This is a genomic window from Stenotrophomonas sp. TWI819 (genome assembly GCF_039673075.1).
GTDB classification, from domain to species: domain Bacteria; phylum Pseudomonadota; class Gammaproteobacteria; order Xanthomonadales; family Xanthomonadaceae; genus Stenotrophomonas; species Stenotrophomonas rhizophila_B.
The window spans coordinates 307,433-323,860 of sequence record NZ_JBDJKY010000003.1; the positions used below are offsets into that span (position 1 = coordinate 307,433).

General features: G+C 67.0%; 12 protein-coding genes. 7 read left to right on the forward strand and 5 right to left on the reverse strand.

Annotation, left to right across the window (positions count from 1 at the left end):
- Positions 1-78: 78 nt before the first annotated feature.
- Positions 79-516, reverse strand: a complete 438-nt coding sequence (locus tag ABE463_RS06235) for a hypothetical protein (RefSeq protein ID WP_346467557.1) — start codon at positions 514-516, stop codon at positions 79-81.
- A 226-nt stretch (positions 517-742) separates the two neighbouring features.
- Between ABE463_RS06235 and ABE463_RS06240 the strand changes: the two genes are divergently transcribed.
- The gene (locus ABE463_RS06240) at positions 743-2,089 is read left to right on the forward strand and encodes a diguanylate cyclase (protein ID WP_346467558.1); all 1,347 of its coding nucleotides are present in this window, start codon (positions 743-745) and stop codon (positions 2,087-2,089) included.
- Between the two features lie 70 nt (positions 2,090-2,159).
- A complete protein-coding gene (locus ABE463_RS06245) occupies positions 2,160-2,621 on the forward strand; it encodes a bacteriohemerythrin (protein WP_259260204.1) in 462 nt (153 codons plus the stop codon).
- Here the strand turns inward: ABE463_RS06245 and ABE463_RS06250 are convergent, their stop codons facing one another.
- Positions 2,622-3,899, reverse strand: a complete 1,278-nt coding sequence (locus ABE463_RS06250) for an MFS transporter (RefSeq protein ID WP_346467559.1) — start codon at positions 3,897-3,899, stop codon at positions 2,622-2,624.
- A 173-nt stretch (positions 3,900-4,072) separates the two neighbouring features.
- Here ABE463_RS06250 and ABE463_RS06255 point away from each other — a divergent pair, with 173 nt between their 5' ends.
- Entirely contained in the window at positions 4,073-4,705 is a 633-nt protein-coding gene (locus tag ABE463_RS06255; protein WP_346467560.1) for a hypothetical protein, read from the forward strand.
- Positions 4,706-4,711: 6 nt separating this feature from the next.
- Here ABE463_RS06255 and ABE463_RS06260 read toward each other — a convergent pair whose 3' ends face one another.
- Positions 4,712-6,214, reverse strand: coding sequence for an aldehyde dehydrogenase (locus tag ABE463_RS06260; RefSeq protein WP_346467561.1), 1,503 nt, complete (start codon positions 6,212-6,214; stop codon positions 4,712-4,714).
- 114 nt (positions 6,215-6,328) lie between these two features.
- Here ABE463_RS06260 and ABE463_RS06265 point away from each other — a divergent pair, with 114 nt between their 5' ends.
- From ABE463_RS06265 to ABE463_RS06275, 3 genes are all read left to right on the forward strand, one after another.
- Positions 6,329-7,681 (forward strand): aspartate aminotransferase family protein, encoded by a 1,353-nt coding sequence (locus ABE463_RS06265; RefSeq protein WP_346467562.1) that lies wholly within the window; start codon positions 6,329-6,331, stop codon positions 7,679-7,681.
- A 79-nt stretch (positions 7,682-7,760) separates the two neighbouring features.
- Positions 7,761-8,651, forward strand: a complete 891-nt coding sequence (locus ABE463_RS06270) for a plasmid replication/partition related protein (protein ID WP_346467563.1) — start codon at positions 7,761-7,763, stop codon at positions 8,649-8,651.
- A gap of 67 nt (positions 8,652-8,718) precedes the next feature.
- On the forward strand, positions 8,719-10,011 hold the full coding sequence (locus ABE463_RS06275) for a DUF445 family protein (protein ID WP_346467564.1): 1,293 nt from the start codon (positions 8,719-8,721) through the stop codon (positions 10,009-10,011).
- Positions 10,012-10,074: 63 nt separating this feature from the next.
- On the opposite strand, the gene ABE463_RS06280 is transcribed toward ABE463_RS06275, so the two are convergent.
- Positions 10,075-11,370 carry an aminotransferase class V-fold PLP-dependent enzyme gene (locus ABE463_RS06280; protein WP_346467565.1) on the reverse strand — a complete coding sequence of 432 codons (1,296 nt, stop codon included), beginning with the start codon at positions 11,368-11,370 and terminating at the stop codon, positions 10,075-10,077.
- Positions 11,370-13,730 carry a TonB-dependent receptor gene (locus ABE463_RS06285; RefSeq protein WP_346467606.1) on the reverse strand — a complete coding sequence of 787 codons (2,361 nt, stop codon included), beginning with the start codon at positions 13,728-13,730 and terminating at the stop codon, positions 11,370-11,372. The genes ABE463_RS06280 and ABE463_RS06285 overlap by 1 nt, the downstream gene beginning before the upstream one ends.
- Before the next feature lie 393 nt (positions 13,731-14,123).
- Here ABE463_RS06285 and ABE463_RS06290 point away from each other — a divergent pair, with 393 nt between their 5' ends.
- A complete protein-coding gene (locus tag ABE463_RS06290; protein ID WP_346467566.1) occupies positions 14,124-16,355 on the forward strand; it encodes a TonB-dependent siderophore receptor in 2,232 nt (743 codons plus the stop codon).
- The last annotated feature ends 73 nt before the right edge of the window (positions 16,356-16,428 follow it).

Sequence of the window (16,428 nt, forward strand, 5' to 3'; positions counted from 1 at the left end):
ACAGCATGGACCTGCAGGTGGTAAGGGCCACCTGCAGGTCCCCAATGTCATTTCATGCAGAGGATGTGCTTCCGGTCACTAGCGACCGCCACCGACCGGCTCGACTGACCACACGGCATCGCTACCGTTGCCGTAGCGCACCAGCGAGAATCGCGCGCCTCGATACACCTCGGATCGTCGTGCGTTGCGGGGGAGCTGGATACGCTGCGCCGGCAATGAAACCTTGGCCGCAACATCGCCCGCTGGCAGCACCCAGAACACGTCATCCGCATTTCCGATGATCACGTGTACACGTCCGGCAAGATCGTTCACCTGAAAATAGGTGATCCCCTCCCGCTCGAATCCATATACCAGCCAGTTTGCATCCTGGCTCACATTGGCAGCGAGTGGCTGGGCCTGCCCCAGCCCGCGCTTTGCCAATGGCGAACCATGATTGTCCGACTGCGCCAGCCCGACCATGGGCATCGACGCGAGAATCACGATACCGACGAGACCACGAATACCTGAAATGCGCACATTAACCTCCTGATTAAGTTCAATGAGGGGAACTCCAGCGATAGTAACCGTAAGCCGTCACGCAACGAACAATGACAGCCGTTCGTCCCATGCGAGCGAGCCAGAACAGGATGGCGGTCTTACCGACCGGCGCAGGATGCGACACTTCGCTGCACCCGCCCCCCTAAAGTTGCGTGTGAAACCGCCGCTATCTGTCCCGACCTCCTCGGAACCGAGCGTACGCCTCATGCCGGCACTGTTGCAGGGCGCTGTTCTCAGCGACCCCGGTGATGCCCTGCCCCAGCGGATCCTGCTGGTCGAAAACTCGCGGACCTTCACCAGTATGCTGCGCGAGGCGATCGAGCAACGGCTGGAGCTGCCGGTCTCGGTGGCGACCAGCCTGGCCGAGGCGGGTCGCCTGCTGGATGAGGAACAGGGCTGGTTCCTGGTCCTGACCGGGCTGGTACTGGCCGATGGCGACCGCGATACCGTGGTGGACTACTTCCTCTCGCGCGGCCTGCGCACCGTGGTGGTCAGCGGCGTATACGACGAGGACCTGCGCAAGCGCGTGCTGCAGCAGCAGATCATCGATTACGTGCTCAAGAACACCCCTGGCAGCATCGACTATCTGGTGTGGCTGGTGCAGCGACTGGAGCGCAACCGGCGCATCGCCGCGCTGGTCGTGGATGATTCGATGTCGGCGCGGATGTACGCAGCCTCGCTGCTGCGCATGTACGGCCATGATGTCTACGAGGCCGCCGACGGCGCCGAGGGACTCAAGGCGATCGAAGCGCACCCGGCCATCCGGCTCGCGGTGGTCGACCAGGAAATGCCCGGCATGGAGGGCGTGGAGTTCACCCGTCGCCTGCGTACGATGCGGTCGCGCGACAAACTCGCCGTGATCGGGATTTCCGGCAACTCCGATCCGTCGCTGATCCCGCGCTTCCTCAAGAACGGCGCCAATGACTTCCTGCGCAAACCCTTCTCACGCGAAGAGTTCTTCTGCCGCGTGTCGCAGAACGTGGACCAGCTCGAGCTGATCGGTACGCTGCAGGACTTGGCCACACGCGATTTCCTGACCGGCCTGCCCAACCGGCGCTGCTTCCTGGAGCAGAGCCAGCGCCAGCTGCCGCAGCTGCAGCTGGACGGCGAGCTGGTGGCGGTGGCGATGATCGACATCGACCACTTCAAGCACATCAACGATACCCACGGCCACGAGGCCGGCGACGATGCGCTGCGCGCGGTGGCCGCGGCGGTAGCGGGCCATGCTCGCCATGAGGATCTGGTGGCGCGGTTCGGCGGCGAGGAGTTCTGCCTTCTGGTGCCGGGATTGGACACCGATCGGGCCGTGGCGTATTTCGAACAGCTGCGCCAGACCATCGCGGCGCTGGCGGTGGATGTCGGCCCTGCCACGCTGCGCATGACCGTCAGCATCGGCCTGTGCTGCCTTCGCCCGCAGCACGACTCGCTGCACCGCTTGATCTCCGAGGCCGACCGTCAGCTGTACCTGGCCAAGGCCGGGGGCCGCAACCGGGTCCACTGCGCGACCGTCGCTACGAGCGCGCTCACCCGCGAGCCCGAACCGGTGCTTTGATCCAGATCAACGCGGCTGCCGGATCGAGTGCCTAGAGTCGCCCCCAGTTGAACAGCGCGGGGAACGCACCATGGCACTTCTGGTCTGGCAGGACGATCTGAACATCGGTATCGATGTCATCGATCACCAGCACATGCGCATCGTGGAGATGCTCAACCACCTGCACGTCGCCCAGAAGAGCCTGGAGCGCCTGGCGGTGGCCGAAGTGATCGACGAGCTGGTGGACTACACCATGTCCCATTTCGCCTTCGAAGAAGAGCTGATGGAGGAAGCTGGCTATCCATTCTGCTCGGCGCACAAGCGCGTGCACGAGATTTTCGGCAAGCGCGTAAGCGAGTACCGGCTGCGCTTCCAGGCGGGCGAAGACATCACCGAAGAGCTGCGCACGATGCTGTCGCGCTGGCTGTTCAACCATATCCGCGGCGATGACAAGGCGTACGCGCCGCAGGTCAAACAACACCTCAACCAGTTCGCGCGCGAGCATCAGCAGGGCAGCTGGCTGGGCCGCACGCTCAAGCGCTTCTTCCGCTGATCAGCGTCCGCGCCGCCCCATCGCCAGCAAAGCGACGATGGTCACCAGTGCGGTCACGCACAGGTAGTAGCCGACCGCGACCAGGCCGTAGCGTTCGGCCAGCCAGGTCGCCACATAGGGTGCCGGTGCGGCACCGAGAATGCCGGCCAGGTTGAACGACAAGGAGGCGCCGGTATAGCGCACCTGCACCGGGTAGATCTCGGCCAGGAAAGTGCCGCACGGGCCGTAGGTCAGGCCCATCAGGAACAGCCCCAGTGCCAGGAAGCCGAGCACCAGCCACGGGCTGCCGGCCTGGAACAGCGGCGCGAACACGACGCCGAAGGCGAGGATCAGGCCGCTGGCCACGATCATCGTGCGGCGCGTGCCCCAGCGGTCGCCGTACAGCGCGGAAATGGGAATGCCGGCGGCGAAGAACAGAATGCCGACCATCTGCAGCAGCAGGAACTGCTCGCGCGAATAGCCCAGCACGGTGGTGCCATGGCCGAGCGTGAACACCGTCATCAGGTAGAACAGCACGAAGGTGGCGAAGGCCCCCAAGGTGCCCAGCACCAGGGTCAGCGGATGTTCGCGCAGCACCGTCCACATCGGCAGCTTGACCCGCTCGTTGCGGTCCAGTGCGGCCTGGAACTGCGGGGTCTCGTGGATGTTCAAGCGCACCCAAAGCCCGATACCGACCAGCAGCGAACTGGCCAGGAACGGCACGCGCCAGCCCCACTGCAGGAAATCGGCCTCACTCATCGCGCGGCCCAGCAGCAGGAAGATGCCGGCCGAAAGCAGGAAGCCCAGCGGTGCGCCCAGCTGCGGGAACATGCCGTACCAGGCGCGCTTGCCGGGCGGCGCATTCTCGGTGGCCAGCAGCACAGCGCCGCCCCACTCCCCACCCAGCCCCAGGCCTTGGCCGAAGCGGCACAGCGCCAACAGGGCCGGTGCCACCAGCCCGATGCTGGCATGCGTGGGCAGCAGGCCGATCGCCACGGTGGAGATGCCCATCGTGAGCAGCGCAGCAACCAGCGTCGCCTTGCGCCCGATGCGGTCACCGTAGTGACCGAACACCGCTGAACCGACCGGCCGCGCGATGAAGGCCACCGCGAAGGTCGCCAGTGACTGCAGCATCGCCGCCCCATCACTGCTCTCCGGGAAGAACAGGTGCGGGAACACCAGCACCGCCGCGGTGGCGTAGATGTAGAAATCGAAAAATTCGATGGTGGTGCCGATCAGGCTCGCCAGCAGGATGCGGCGGGGAGAGTTCACGGCAGGGGTGACAGCAGGTGTGGGCATCGGGTACGCAGAAAAGGGCAGCTGCCGGATTCTGCCATGCCCACCCCATGGCTGCCGCGATGGTTGCAGACGAGACTGTCAGCCTGTGATCCGGTCGGCGGCCTGCGCATCCGACAGGAACTTCCTCTGCACCGCAAGGTCTCAACGCGGTCACCCCACCAGGACGGTCCCGGATGTCAGCCTCACGGAAGAGTGCCACCGCCTCGCGCTGGGCGCAGCCCGCCGCCGTCGCCGTGGTGATCGTTGTACACGGGCTGATGCTGGGCGTGCTGCTGCGTTCACCGGCCCCCAACGGCACCGCCGAGGAAACCCGCTTGGCGGTGTACTGGCTGCCGCGGCCGCTGCCTGCGCCGGCTCCCCCACCCTCGGTGACTTTTTCGCTACCCGCACCGCAGCCCCCGGCGTCGCCGCGCCTGCCTGCGCCACGCGTGGCAACGCTCACCATCGCATCGCCTGCTGCGGCGGTGGATCCGCAGGCACCACGCGCCGCACTGGACCTGAGCGTGCCGGGCTCGCTGGCGGGCAGCGGTATCGATGCCGCCTCGCTGGTTCCGCGCGTGCTGGGCGACCGCGAGGTGCACCCGGCATTCCAGCCCAGACCCAAGCGCTTCCGCATGAAGGCCGGGATGACCCCGGAGCAGATGGTGCACGGCATCTTCCAGCTGATCGGCGCATGGCCACCGGGCTATACGGTGGACCAGTGTCGCCTGACCCGGCAGCAGATCGACTATCTGCGCAACGCCGTGGATGAGATGGACCGCGACCTGCTGCGCGAGTCACTGATCCGTCAAGACCAGGACTGCTGACCGGCGTTACCCGCCCAGATGGATCCAGGTCGCCTTGAGCTCGGTGTACTTGTCGAAGGCATGCAGGGATTTGTCACGGCCGATACCGGACTGCTTGTAGCCGCCGAACGGGGCGGTCATGTCGCCGCCATCCCATTGATTGACCCATACACTGCCCGCGCGCAGCCCGCGTGCCACCCGATGTGCGCGGCCCAGATCGCGCGTCCACACCCCGGCGGCCAAGCCGTAGATGGAATCGTTGGCCATGCGCAGTGCGTCGTCTTCGTGATCGAAGGTGAGCACCGACAGCACCGGCCCGAAGATTTCCTCGCGGGCGATGGTGTGCTGCGGATCGACCTCGTCGAACACCGTCGGCTCCACATAGCTGCCGCCGGGCACCACCTCCAGCCGCTTGCCGCCCAGCAGCAGGCGCGCACCATCGGCCTCGCCGCGTGCCACGTAGTCCAGCACGCGGCCTGCATGCGCCTCATCGACCAGTGCGCCCATCGCGGCGTCCGGCTCGAAAGGATGCTGCGGCTGCATATGCCGGCCATGCGCCAGCACCCGGGCCACGAAAGCGTCCTTGATCGAGCGCTGCACCAATAAACGCGAGCCAGCCGTGCACACCTCGCCCTGGTTGTAGAAGATCGCGGTGGCTGCCGCCTGCGCAGCCTTGTCCAGATCGGGCGCGTCGGCGAACACCAGGTTCGGGCTCTTGCCGCCGCACTCCAACCAGGTGCGCTTGAGATTCGATTTCCCGGCGCATTGCAGCAACCGGCGGCCCACGGCGGTAGACCCGGTGAACGCCAGCGCATCCACATCCATATGCAACGCCAACGGTTCGCCGGTGCGCTCGCCGTGGCCCGGCAGCACGTTGAACACACCATCAGGCACCCCCGCCTCCGCCACCAGCGCAGCCAGACGAATCGCGCTCAGTGGCGAGCGCTCGGAGGGTTTGAGCACCACCGAATTGCCCGCCGCCAAGGCCGGCGCGATCTTCCACGAGGCCATCAGCAGCGGGAAGTTCCACGGCACGATCACCGCCACCACGCCCACCGGCTCGCGGGTGATCAGGCCCAACGTGTCGAGCGCGGTCGGGGCGACTTCGCCATACACCTTGTCCACCGCCTCGGCGGTCCAGCGCAGGCAACGCAACACACCGGCCAGATCACCTTGGCGTGCGTCCCGCACCGGCTTGCCCATGTCCAGGGTTTCCAGCAACGCAAGCTCATCGGCATGCTGTTCAACCAGATCGGCCAGCCGCAGCAGCACCTGCTTGCGGTGCGAGGGTGCGGCCCGCGACCAGTCGCCCGCGTCGAAGCTGCGCCGCGCCGCCGCGACCGCACGGTCGACGTCCGCCATATCGGCATCGGCCACCTGCACCAACACGCGCCCGTCGATCGGGCTGATGCAGTCGTAGCGCGCGCCACTGGCCGCATCGACGTAGCGCCCATCGATGAACGCCTGGCCTTGGAAGGTCAGTGCATCGGCATGGCGCTGCCAGTCGTCGCGGGTGCGTGCGGTGGTCATCGGCATCGTCCTCATCCACTCAGTCGGGTAAGGCGGTTATACCCGTCGCCGTCACGGGATGACGTGAGGCGAGTGCGATAAAGTCGTGACCATCGCGCCCTTGCGGAGTGCCTCATGCCTCGTCCCGAACCGTCGTTGTCGACCCTGGCCAGCCAGGTACCCGCAGACCTGGATGCCTACTGGATGCCGTTCACCGCCAACCGCCAGTTCAAGGCCGCCCCGCGCCTGCTGGTGCGCGCCGAGGGCATGTATTACCACGATGTCGACGACCGTCCGATCCTGGACGGCGCAGCCGGCCTGTGGTGCTGCAACGCCGGCCATGCGCGGCCGCGGATCGTGCAGGCGATCCAGCAGCAGGCGGCCACGCTGGATTTCGCGCCGCCCTTCCAGATGGGCTCGCCATTGCCGTTCGTGCTGGCCCAACGCCTCGCCGCGCTGGCACCGGCGAGCTTGAACCACGTGTTCTTCACCAACTCCGGCTCCGAAGCGGTCGACACCGCGATGAAGATCGCCTTGGCGTACCACCGCCTGCGCGGCGAGGGCCAGCGCACCCGCTTCATCGGCCGCGAGAAGGCCTATCACGGCGTCGGCTTCGGCGGCCTGTCGATCGGCGGCCTGCCCAACAACCGCAAAACGTTCGGACCCCTGTTGGCCGGCAGCGATTTCCTGCGCCACACGCTGGATCTGGAGCGCAATGCCTTCAGCCCTGGCCTACCCCGCCACGGCGCCGAACTGGCCGAGGATCTGGAACGCCTGATCGCGCTGCACGATGCGTCCACCATCGCGGCGGTGTTCGTCGAACCGATTGCCGGCTCGGCCGGGGTGATCCTGCCTGCACCGGGCTATCTGCAGCGCCTGCGCGAGATCTGCGACCAGCACGGCATCCTGCTGGTGTTCGATGAGGTGATCACTGGTTTCGGCCGGGTCGGCAACGCCTTCGCCGCGCAGCGCTTCGGGGTCACCCCGGACCTGATGACCCTGGCCAAGGGGCTGACCAACGGCGCGGTGCCGATGGGCGCGGTGCTGGCCAGCGACGCGCTCCACGGCGCCTTCATGCAGGGCCCACCAGCCGCGATCGAGTTCTTCCACGGCTATACCTATTCCGGCCACCCGCTGGCCTGCGCAGCGGCCCTGGCGGCGCTGGATACCTACGCCGAGGAGCATCTGTTCGAGCGCGCCCTCGAGCTGGGTGACTACTGGCAGGAACGCCTGCACAGCCTGCGCGGGCTGCCGCATGTGGTCGACATCCGCAATTTCGGGCTGATCGGCGCGGTCGAGCTGATGCCCCGCAAGGACGCTCCGGGTGCCCGCGGCTACGAGGTGTTCGAGCGCTGCTTCCGCGATGGCCAGTTGCTGGTGCGCTGCACCGGCGATGTGATCGCCCTGTCGCCCCCGCTGATCCTGGAGCGCAGCCACATCGACCGGATCGTGGACGTGCTGGGCGAGATGATCCGCGCCACCGGCTGAGGCTGAATCCGCCGGCGACGACGGCGACCGCCGCGATCCTTACAATGGTCGGTCACGTTTCGCTCGCGTACCGGATTGCATGGACATTGTCGTCAAAGAAGAACTCAAGGCCTACATCGACCCGCTGACCCCGGACGAGCACGACGCGCTGGAGCGCAGCATCCTGGCCGAAGGCTGCCGCGACGCACTGGTGCTGTGGGGCGAGGTGCTGGTGGACGGCCACAACCGCTACGGCATCTGCCAGAAGCACGGCCTGCCGTTCCAGACGATCCAGAACACCCGCTTCCAGTCGATGGACGACGTCCACCTGTGGATGATCGAACAGCACCTGGGCCGCCGCAGCGTCTCCGATTTCCAGCGCGGCGTGCTGGCGCTGCGCAAGCGCGACATCCTGGCCGAGCGCCACCGCGCCGATCAGGCCCAGTTGCAGAAAGAAAGCGACGGCGAGATCAGCGGCCCGGCCGATGCCGGTGACGAGGACAGCCCGCCGTGGGCGGCCGCGCCGAAGGTCAGCCGCGCCGACATGGCCCGCGAAGCCCGCCTGAGCAGCAGCCAGGTGACGATGATCGAGCGCATCCACAAGCAGGCCGCACCGGAGCTGGTGGAGGCGGTCAAGACCGGGGTGATCTCGATCAGTGCCGCGGCCGCCGTGGCCGATCTGCCGGAAGAGGAACAGCGCGCCGCGGCCGCCGCCGGCAAGGACGAGCTCAAGCAGGCCGCCAAGCGCGTGCGCGAATCCAAGCGCAAGCCGCGCAAGCCCGCCCAGGAGGTACTGCACAGTGCCGATGGCGACGCCGAGGTCGACCCCAGCCGCGCCGCCGAGATCGCCGATGCGCTCAACGCACTGGGCGAAGGCCCGGCCGAGCTGCGCCAGCGCATCATCGCGCTGACCCTGGAAAACGACACCCTGCGCCAGCAGCTGGCCGCGCTGCGCAAGCAGGTGGCGGACAGCGGGATGGCCGACGCCTGATCCGGTGTAGTGCCGGCCGCTGGCCGGCACTACCTGTTGCTCATGCCGGGGTCGTTAAACTGCCGCAATGACGCCCACCTCCCCTCCCGACCCGCGCCGCGCCCAGCTGCGTCGGCTCAAACTGATCGCCCTGGCCATGCTGGTGGCGATGCTGGCCGGCTTCGCGGTCAGCCACTGGCACGGCGAACGCGGCATCTGGGCCTGGGTCTCGGCCTTCTGCGAGGCTGCCGCAGTCGGCGCGCTGGCCGACTGGTTCGCGGTGGTGGCCCTGTTCCGTCGGCCGCTCGGCCTGCCCATCCCGCATACCGCGATCATCCCGCGCAGCAAGGACCGCATTGCCGACAGCCTGGCGCTGTTCGTGCGCGACCAGTTCCTGGAACCGAAGGCGCTGCTGGCCCGGCTGCAGGTGTTCGATCCGGCCAGCCGCCTGGGCAGTTGGCTGGCTGAACCCGCCCGGGCCCGTATGCTGGCCGACATGGCGCGCGGCTGGGCACTGCAGGCGCTGGACTTCCTGGATGAGGCCGCCGTCCGGCGCAGCATCCAGGGCTTTGTGATCCAGCAGCTGCGGCAGTGGAATGCGGCGGCCACCGCGGGGGAACTGCTCGGCCTGCTCACCGCCGACAACCGCCACCAGCGCGTGCTGGACGAAGGCCTGACCCGGATCAGCGAATGGCTGGGCAACGAGAAGGTCAAAGATCGCGCGTCCACGTTGATCGTGGGCTACATCCAGCGCGAGTGGCCCAAGCTGGCCAGCACGGTCAACTGGGTCAAACCGATCGATGAGATCGGCGACACCCTCGCCGAGCGCCTGGCGCATGCGGTGCTGGAAGAACTGCAGCAGATCCTGGCCCAGCCCGAGCATCCGCTGCGGCGCGATTACGAAACCTGGCTGAGCGATTACATCCAGCGGCTGCGCGAAGACCCGGCCCTGGCCGAGAAGGTGGAACAGCTCAAGCAGCAGGTGATCGACCACCCGGCCGTGCAGGAGTACGTGCAGGGCCTGTGGGCGCGCATCCATGCCAGCCTGCGAGCCGACCTGGCCAGCGAGGACTCCGTACTGGCCGGCCATCTGCGCCGCAGCCTGGCCTCGGTGGGTGAGGCGCTGCAGGCCGACCCGTCGCTGCGCGAAGCGCTCAACCAGCACCTGATGGACGGTGCCGAGCGCCTGACCACGCGGCTGCGCAGCGGCGTGACCGAGCACATCGCACAGACCGTCAAAAGCTGGGACGAACGCCATCTGGTCGAGCAGCTGGAACTGAGCGTTGGCCGCGACCTGCAGTTCATCCGCTTCAACGGCACGCTGGTCGGTGGCCTGATCGGCGTGATCCTGCACGCGCTGACGGTGTGGTTCCACTGGTAGCGCGATAACCGCTGGCATCGACTGGCGACGCTGGCGGAAACACCGCCAGCGTCGTTGGGTACGTCAGCCGGCGACCGCGCGTACCGCCGCCACCAGTGCGTCCATCTGCGCCGGCGTGCTGAAGATGCCCGGCGTCACCCGCAGGCAGGCGCCCGAGGCCAGCCCTTCGCGCGGCACCACGAACACGCCGGACTGCTTCACCATCCGCTGCGAGGTGGCGGTGTTGTCGCGCATCGTGGTCTGCCCACGCAGCCGGAACGAGGTGATCGCACTGGACAGGCGCGGGTCGTCCGAGCCGAGCAGCTGGATGCGCGCGTCGCCGCGCAACGCGTCCATCCATTGATTGCGCAGGCGCAGCAGGCGCGCCCGCTTGTTGGCCACGCCGATACGCTCGTGCAGCTCCAGTGCGGCCGGCAGCGCCATGTAAGCGGCGAAATTGACCGTGCCGGTGTGCACGCGGGTGCGGATGTCGTCGTGGTCCTGCTCCCCCATGTACGGATCCAGGTCACGCACCCGCCCGCGGCGGACATATACCGCCCCGACACCGACCGGCGCGCCGATCCACTTGTGCAGGTTGATCCCGATGAAATCCACGCCCAACGCGCGCAGCGGCGTGTCCACCTGGCCAATGCCGTGCGCGGCGTCGAGTACCACCTCCACGCCGGCCGCCCTGGCCAGCGCGGCGATCTCGGCCACCGGCAGCAGCATGCCGTTGCGGTGGTTGACGTGGGTCAGCAGGAGCAGGCGTACGCGCGGGTTGGCCGCCAGCGCGCGGCGGTAGGTCTCCACGATGCTGTCATGGTCGAATGGCTCAGGCAGCGTGATCGCCACCGGCTGCACGCCGCGCCGCGCCTGCAGCCACTGCATCGCGCTGATCATGCTGTCGTAGTCGGTGTCGGCGTACATCACCGCATCGCCCGGCGACAGCCCGCGGTAGCTGCCGATCAACACCTGCATCGCCTCGGTGGCACCGCGGGTGAGCACGATCTCGTCGGTCTCCACGCCCAGCACCTGCGCCAGACGGACGCGGGCCTGTTCAAACAGCGGTGGAAACGCGAGCCGCCCGAACCAGGCGTTACCGGCATTCACCGTGGCGGTGGCCTGCTGGTAGGCCTGCAGCACCGGGCGCGCCATCGCGCCCCAGTAGCCGTTGTCCAGCATCACGACCTCGTCGGTGAGGTCGTACAGCGCGCGCACCTGGGCCCACCAGGTTTCGTCGGCCGCAAGCTCGGCCGGCGTGCGCGTGCCCACTGCCGGCAGGGCCATCGGCTCAGCGCCCATGGCGGTCGCACCGGACAGTGCCGCGGCGACTGGCAGCGCCAGTGCGCCACGCAGAAGAGAGCGTCGTTGCCGGTCCATCAGTAGCGGATCCGGTATTCGGCGTAGAGGTTGCGCCCGTCGGTGTCATACGGCGCGTTCCGCGAGTAGATCAGGCCACGGCTGGCCTGGAAGCTGGCCTCGTCCGGATAGCGGTTGAACAGGTTGTCCGCGCCGATCCGCAGCGTCTGCTGCTCGGTGACGTTCCAGCTCACCGCCAGATCGACGAAGCTCATCGCCCCGAAGCGCTGGAAGATATCGCCGGTGGCATTGCCCGAAGAGTCTGTCCATGCCCCGTAGTATCGCAGCTTGCCAAGTACGCTGAAGCGACCCCACGCATACGTGCTGCTCAGCGTGGCCTTCTGCCGCGGCAGGCGCTCTTCGAAGATGCGGCGCTGGCTGTCATTGGTGGCCACGCCGGTGGCACCGCTGTCCACCTGGGTCTGGTTGTAGTTGTAGCCCAGCGTGGTGCTCAGCCGGCCCGCGCCGAGTGCGGTGGTGTGGCTGGCCACCACATCCACACCGCGCGTGGTGGTGTCGAAATCGTTGGTGTAGAAGCTCACCGAGGTATATGCCAGTGGATTGGGCACGCCGGCCGGCACCGCGAACGCGGCGGACTGGCTGAAACGGTCGGTGACCTTGATGTCGTACAGGTCCACCGAGCCGGAGAAGCCCAGGTCGTTCTTCCAGGTCAGGCCGAGCGAGGCGGTGCGCGATTGCTCCGGCTTGAGCGGTTGGGCGCCGAGCTGGATCGCCAGCGGATCGCTGGGCGCGAGGCGGCCAGTGGTGAACACCTGCAAGGTCACGGTATCCAGGCCCTGCTGGGTGCTCTGCGTGTACAGCTGACCCGGCGTGGGCGCACGGAAGCCGGTGGAAAGCGAACCGCGCACGGCCAGGGCCGGAGTGAACTCGAAGCGGCTGGAGAGCTTGCCGTCCACGCTCTCGCCGAAGGCCGAGAAGTGCTCGTAACGGGTCGCCGCGCCGACGGTCCAGCGGGCGGTCAACGGGGCTTCGACATCGATGTACGCCGCGCGGCTGCGCTGGCTCCAGCGACCGGCATTGGCCGCGCTGAAGCCCGGCGCACCGTTGGCGCCCCCGGCCAGGCCGGTCACCGCTCCGGGGCCGATCGCATAGGAGGCCGGATCGCCGGCATCCACCCCGTAGGTTTCCTCACGCGTTTCCGCACCGAAGGCGATGTTGATCGGTGCGGCCAGCGCGCTGACCGGCAGCGAGTAGACGATATCCGCGTTGAGGTTCTTCTCCTCCTGCGAAAGGCGGCCGAGGTAGAACGAGGTAGGGCTGTCCGGACCGAGCGAGGCGTTGATCGAATTGCCCAGCGTGTAGTCGATGCGGTTGCGCCCGTAGGAGCCGCTCACATCCCAGCGCCAGCGTTCGCCCCAGTAGCCGCGCAGACCGAGTACGCCCTGCAGGTCGTCCTGTTCGTTGCCGTATTTCGGGCTGAAACCGGTCGGGTACAGGTTGCGCGCATCCCAGCCGGGGAACACGCGGCTGCGGTTGTAGACCGAGGCAGTGCCATCGGGATTGCGCCAGTTGAAATCACTGACGCCCTCGCTGTGACCGTACAGACCGAAACCGTAGAGATCGACGCTGTCGTTCAAGGCCAGGGTGAGGTTGAAGCCGAAATGGCGGTTTTCCAGGTCCGGCTGGCCCCAGCGCTGCACCGGATCGGGCACGACCAGATCCGGATGGGCGTTCTGGAAGGCGATCGCATCGGCGCGCTGGCGGCTGCGCGAGGTCGCATCGGATTTGTCCCAGTCCGCGAACAGCGACAGGCTGCCCTTGTCACCCAGCGCGAAACCGTGGCGGCCGCCGATCTTGCGACCGGTCCCGTCGCCTTCGCTGTATTCGGACAGGCCCACCGACAGTTCCCCGCCGACGCGGTCATCCAGGATGATGTTGATCACCCCGGCGATGGCGTCCGAGCCGTACTGCGCCGACGCGCCATCGCGCAGCACTTCGATGCGCTGGATCGCATGCACCGGAATCTGCGCCAGGTCCGGGCCCTGCGCACCGCGCGCGCCCAACAGTGCCGAACGATGGAAGCGGCGGCCGTTGACCAGCACCAGCGTCTGATCCGGCGAAAGGCCGCGCAGCGTGGCCGGCCGCACGAACACCAAGCCGTCGTTCATTGGCATGCGCTGGACCACGAAGGAAGGCACCAGCTGGGCCAGCACGTCGTTGAGGTCGGAGGATTCGATCGCCTGGATCTCTTCCTGCGAGAACACGTCCACCGGGGCCAGCGTGTCGAACTGCGTGCGGTTGCTGCCGCGCGTGCCGGTGACGATCATCGTGTCCAGGGTGGCGGGGGCCGCGGCAGTCCCTGCCGGGGCGGCCTCGGCACGCGCATCGGCGGCCGTGGCGAAGGTAAGGACGGACAACACCGCTACAGCAAGCACACAACGATTCACTGACGACTCCGCAAACGAACAGATGAGGGATGCCGTGACGGCGTGTCACGACATCCTCACAGTCTGTTGACGCGATATTGCCCCGCAGTGACACCCAGGCGACGGTCTTATCGCCTGCCCCACATACGCCAGCGCACGGCGTTTACCCGCTGCGGACACCGACTTGGCGCTTGTCTAACGAAATGATAATGACTATCATTCACTGATCGGCTGTACGCCTAGCCAACCAGCGCCCGGATGCACCACGCCTTCCCCGCGCAACGCCCCGTGTACACCCCCTGATCCGCTCTGCCTTGCCTGCCCTGCTGCCTCCGGCAGCGTCGCTGCGCGTGCGTGCTGCCGTTTTCTCACACTGGAAGTGTTGCCATGTCCCGTTCGTCCGCGTCACCGTTGTCCCGGCCATCGTTGTTGGCCATCGCGCTTGTCGCCGCCCTCGCCGGGCCGGCACTGCCCGCCTTCGCCGAGGCCGCGCCGAATGATGCGACCACGCTGGACACGATCAAGGTGACCGCCGATGGCGAGATTCCCAACTCGTATACCGTCAAGCAGGCCAGCACCGCCACCAAGTTGAACCTGTCGCTGCGCCACACCCCGCAGTCGGTCACCGTGCTGACCCGCCAGCGCCTGGACGACATGGGCCTGTACGCGTTGTCCGATGTGATGGGCCAGGTCACCGGCGTGCATGTATCGGTCACCGATTCGGAGCGCATCAACTACATCTCACGTGGCTACAGCATCACCAATTTCCAGATCGACGGGATGCTCAACACGTTTGGTGGCTCGCTCAAGACCAACACCGACAGCGCGATCTACGAGCGCATCGAAGTGGTCCGCGGCGCGACCGGCCTGACCACCGGTGCCGGTGACCCGTCGGGCACCATCAACATGGTCCGCAAGCGCCCGACCCAGGAGATGGCGATGAGCGCCGGCCTGACCCTGGGTCGCTGGGGCAACCAGCGCCTGGAAGCGGACATCGGCGGCCCGGTCGCGCTGGATGGCCGCGTGCGCGCGCGCTTCGTCGCCGCCAAGCAGCAGAGCGATTCCTTCCGCGATGTGTACCGTCTGGACAAGGATGTGTTCTACGGCATCGTGCAGGCCGACCTGACCGACAGCACCCTGTTCGAAGTCGGCTATGACTACCAGTCGCCGGAAACCAAGGGCGTGACCTGGGGCGTCGTGCCGTACTGGGGCCCGGACGGCACGCCGGCCAACCTGCCGCGCTCGACCAACCTGTCGGCAAGCTGGAGCAGCTGGCCGATCGTGGAAAAGACCACCTTCATGCGTCTGGAGCAGCAGCTCGGCAATGGCTGGTCGTTGAAGGCCAGCGCGACCCAGGCCAAGCGCAACACCGATGGTGACGTCTGGTACGGCGCGCAGGGCTATCCGGCGCCGGATGGTACCGGTGTGCGCGCCTACCTCTCGCATTTCGCCGAACGCAGCGAAATGAACGTGTTCGACCTCAACGCCAGCGGCCCGTTCCAGCTGTTCGGCCGCGAGCATGAGCTGGTGTTCGGCCTCGGTCAGTCGGTTCGCAAGGGCGAATCGCCTGCCTCGGAATTCACGCAGCCGCCGGGCTACGACGTGGTACCGGACTGGCGCACCTGGACCGGTGACGTCGCCCCGTTGCCGCTCACCCGGCATGACTGGCTGGCCTCGGAGAACGAGCTGACGCAGAAAGCCGCCTACGTGGCCGCCCGCCTGCAGCTGGCCGATCCGTTGCTGGCCGTGCTCGGCGCGCGCTATGGCAGCTGGGAGACCCGCAGCTGGCGCTACACCAACGATGCGGCCGGCAACCGCACCGGCACCACCCGCGGCGGCTACAAGCCGGACGATTCGCTGACGCCCTATTTCGGCCTGGTCTACGACTTCAGCAGGCAGTTCAGCGCCTATGCCAGCTACACCGATATCTTCCAGCCGCAGGACTACCGCGACAAGAACAACGATTACCTGGAGCCGGTAGTCGGCGACATGTGGGAGGCCGGTCTGAAGGGTGAATTCTTCGGTGGCCGCCTGAACACCTCCGCCGCCGTGTTCAAGGGCGAGAAGGACAATGTCGCCGAACTCGACGATTCAGTGCCGGCCGCCTCGCTGCCCGATGGCGGCAGTGCCTACCGGTCCACCGGCAAGGGCAACAAGGTCAAGGGCTGGGAACTGGAAGCCCAGGGCAGCCTGACCGAGAACTGGAACCTGTCGGCCGGGTTCGCGCACACCACCATCCGCAACCAGGCCGGCGTGGCGCAGAACACCGCCAACCCGGTGGACACGTTCCGCCTCAACACCAGCTGGCGCCCGAGCGGTGAGTGGAACCGCCTCTCGCTGGGCGGCGGCGTGACCTGGCAGAGCCGGATCTACCGCAACAGCACCAAGCCGCGCGCCGACTACGCGACCAGCGGCCGTACCGAATCGGCGGTGATGAGCCAGGACGCGTTCTACCTGGTCAATGTGTTCGCCGGTTACCGCTTCAATGACAATTTCTCCGCGCAGCTCAACGTCAACAACCTGCTCGACAAGAAATACTTCGGCAACGTCGGTTTCTACAACGGCGTGTACTGGGGCGAACCGCGCAATGTGATGTTGAACCTGCGCTGGAAGCTCTGACACCGGCTCCAAGGGACCACTGCGACGCGCAGTGAACACGGCCAGGGATGGCCACTATCATTCATCACCGGCT

Bases quoted from the DNA above. Each gene is read 5' to 3' on its own strand.
- ABE463_RS06240 (WP_346467558.1), top strand. From the start codon at position 743: ATGCCGGCACTGTTGCAGGGCGCTGTTCTCAGCGACCCCGGTGATGCC.
- ABE463_RS06245 (WP_259260204.1), top strand. From the start codon at position 2,160: ATGGCACTTCTGGTCTGGCAGGACGATCTGAACATCGGTATCGATGTC.
- ABE463_RS06250 (WP_346467559.1), bottom strand. From the start codon at position 3,899: ATGCCCACACCTGCTGTCACCCCTGCCGTGAACTCTCCCCGCCGCATC.
- ABE463_RS06255 (WP_346467560.1), top strand. From the start codon at position 4,073: ATGTCAGCCTCACGGAAGAGTGCCACCGCCTCGCGCTGGGCGCAGCCC.
- ABE463_RS06260 (WP_346467561.1), bottom strand. From the start codon at position 6,214: ATGACCACCGCACGCACCCGCGACGACTGGCAGCGCCATGCCGATGCA.
- ABE463_RS06265 (WP_346467562.1), top strand. From the start codon at position 6,329: ATGCCTCGTCCCGAACCGTCGTTGTCGACCCTGGCCAGCCAGGTACCC.
- ABE463_RS06270 (WP_346467563.1), top strand. From the start codon at position 7,761: ATGGACATTGTCGTCAAAGAAGAACTCAAGGCCTACATCGACCCGCTG.
- ABE463_RS06275 (WP_346467564.1), top strand. From the start codon at position 8,719: ATGACGCCCACCTCCCCTCCCGACCCGCGCCGCGCCCAGCTGCGTCGG.
- ABE463_RS06280 (WP_346467565.1), bottom strand. From the start codon at position 11,370: ATGGACCGGCAACGACGCTCTCTTCTGCGTGGCGCACTGGCGCTGCCA.
- ABE463_RS06290 (WP_346467566.1), top strand. From the start codon at position 14,124: ATGTCCCGTTCGTCCGCGTCACCGTTGTCCCGGCCATCGTTGTTGGCC.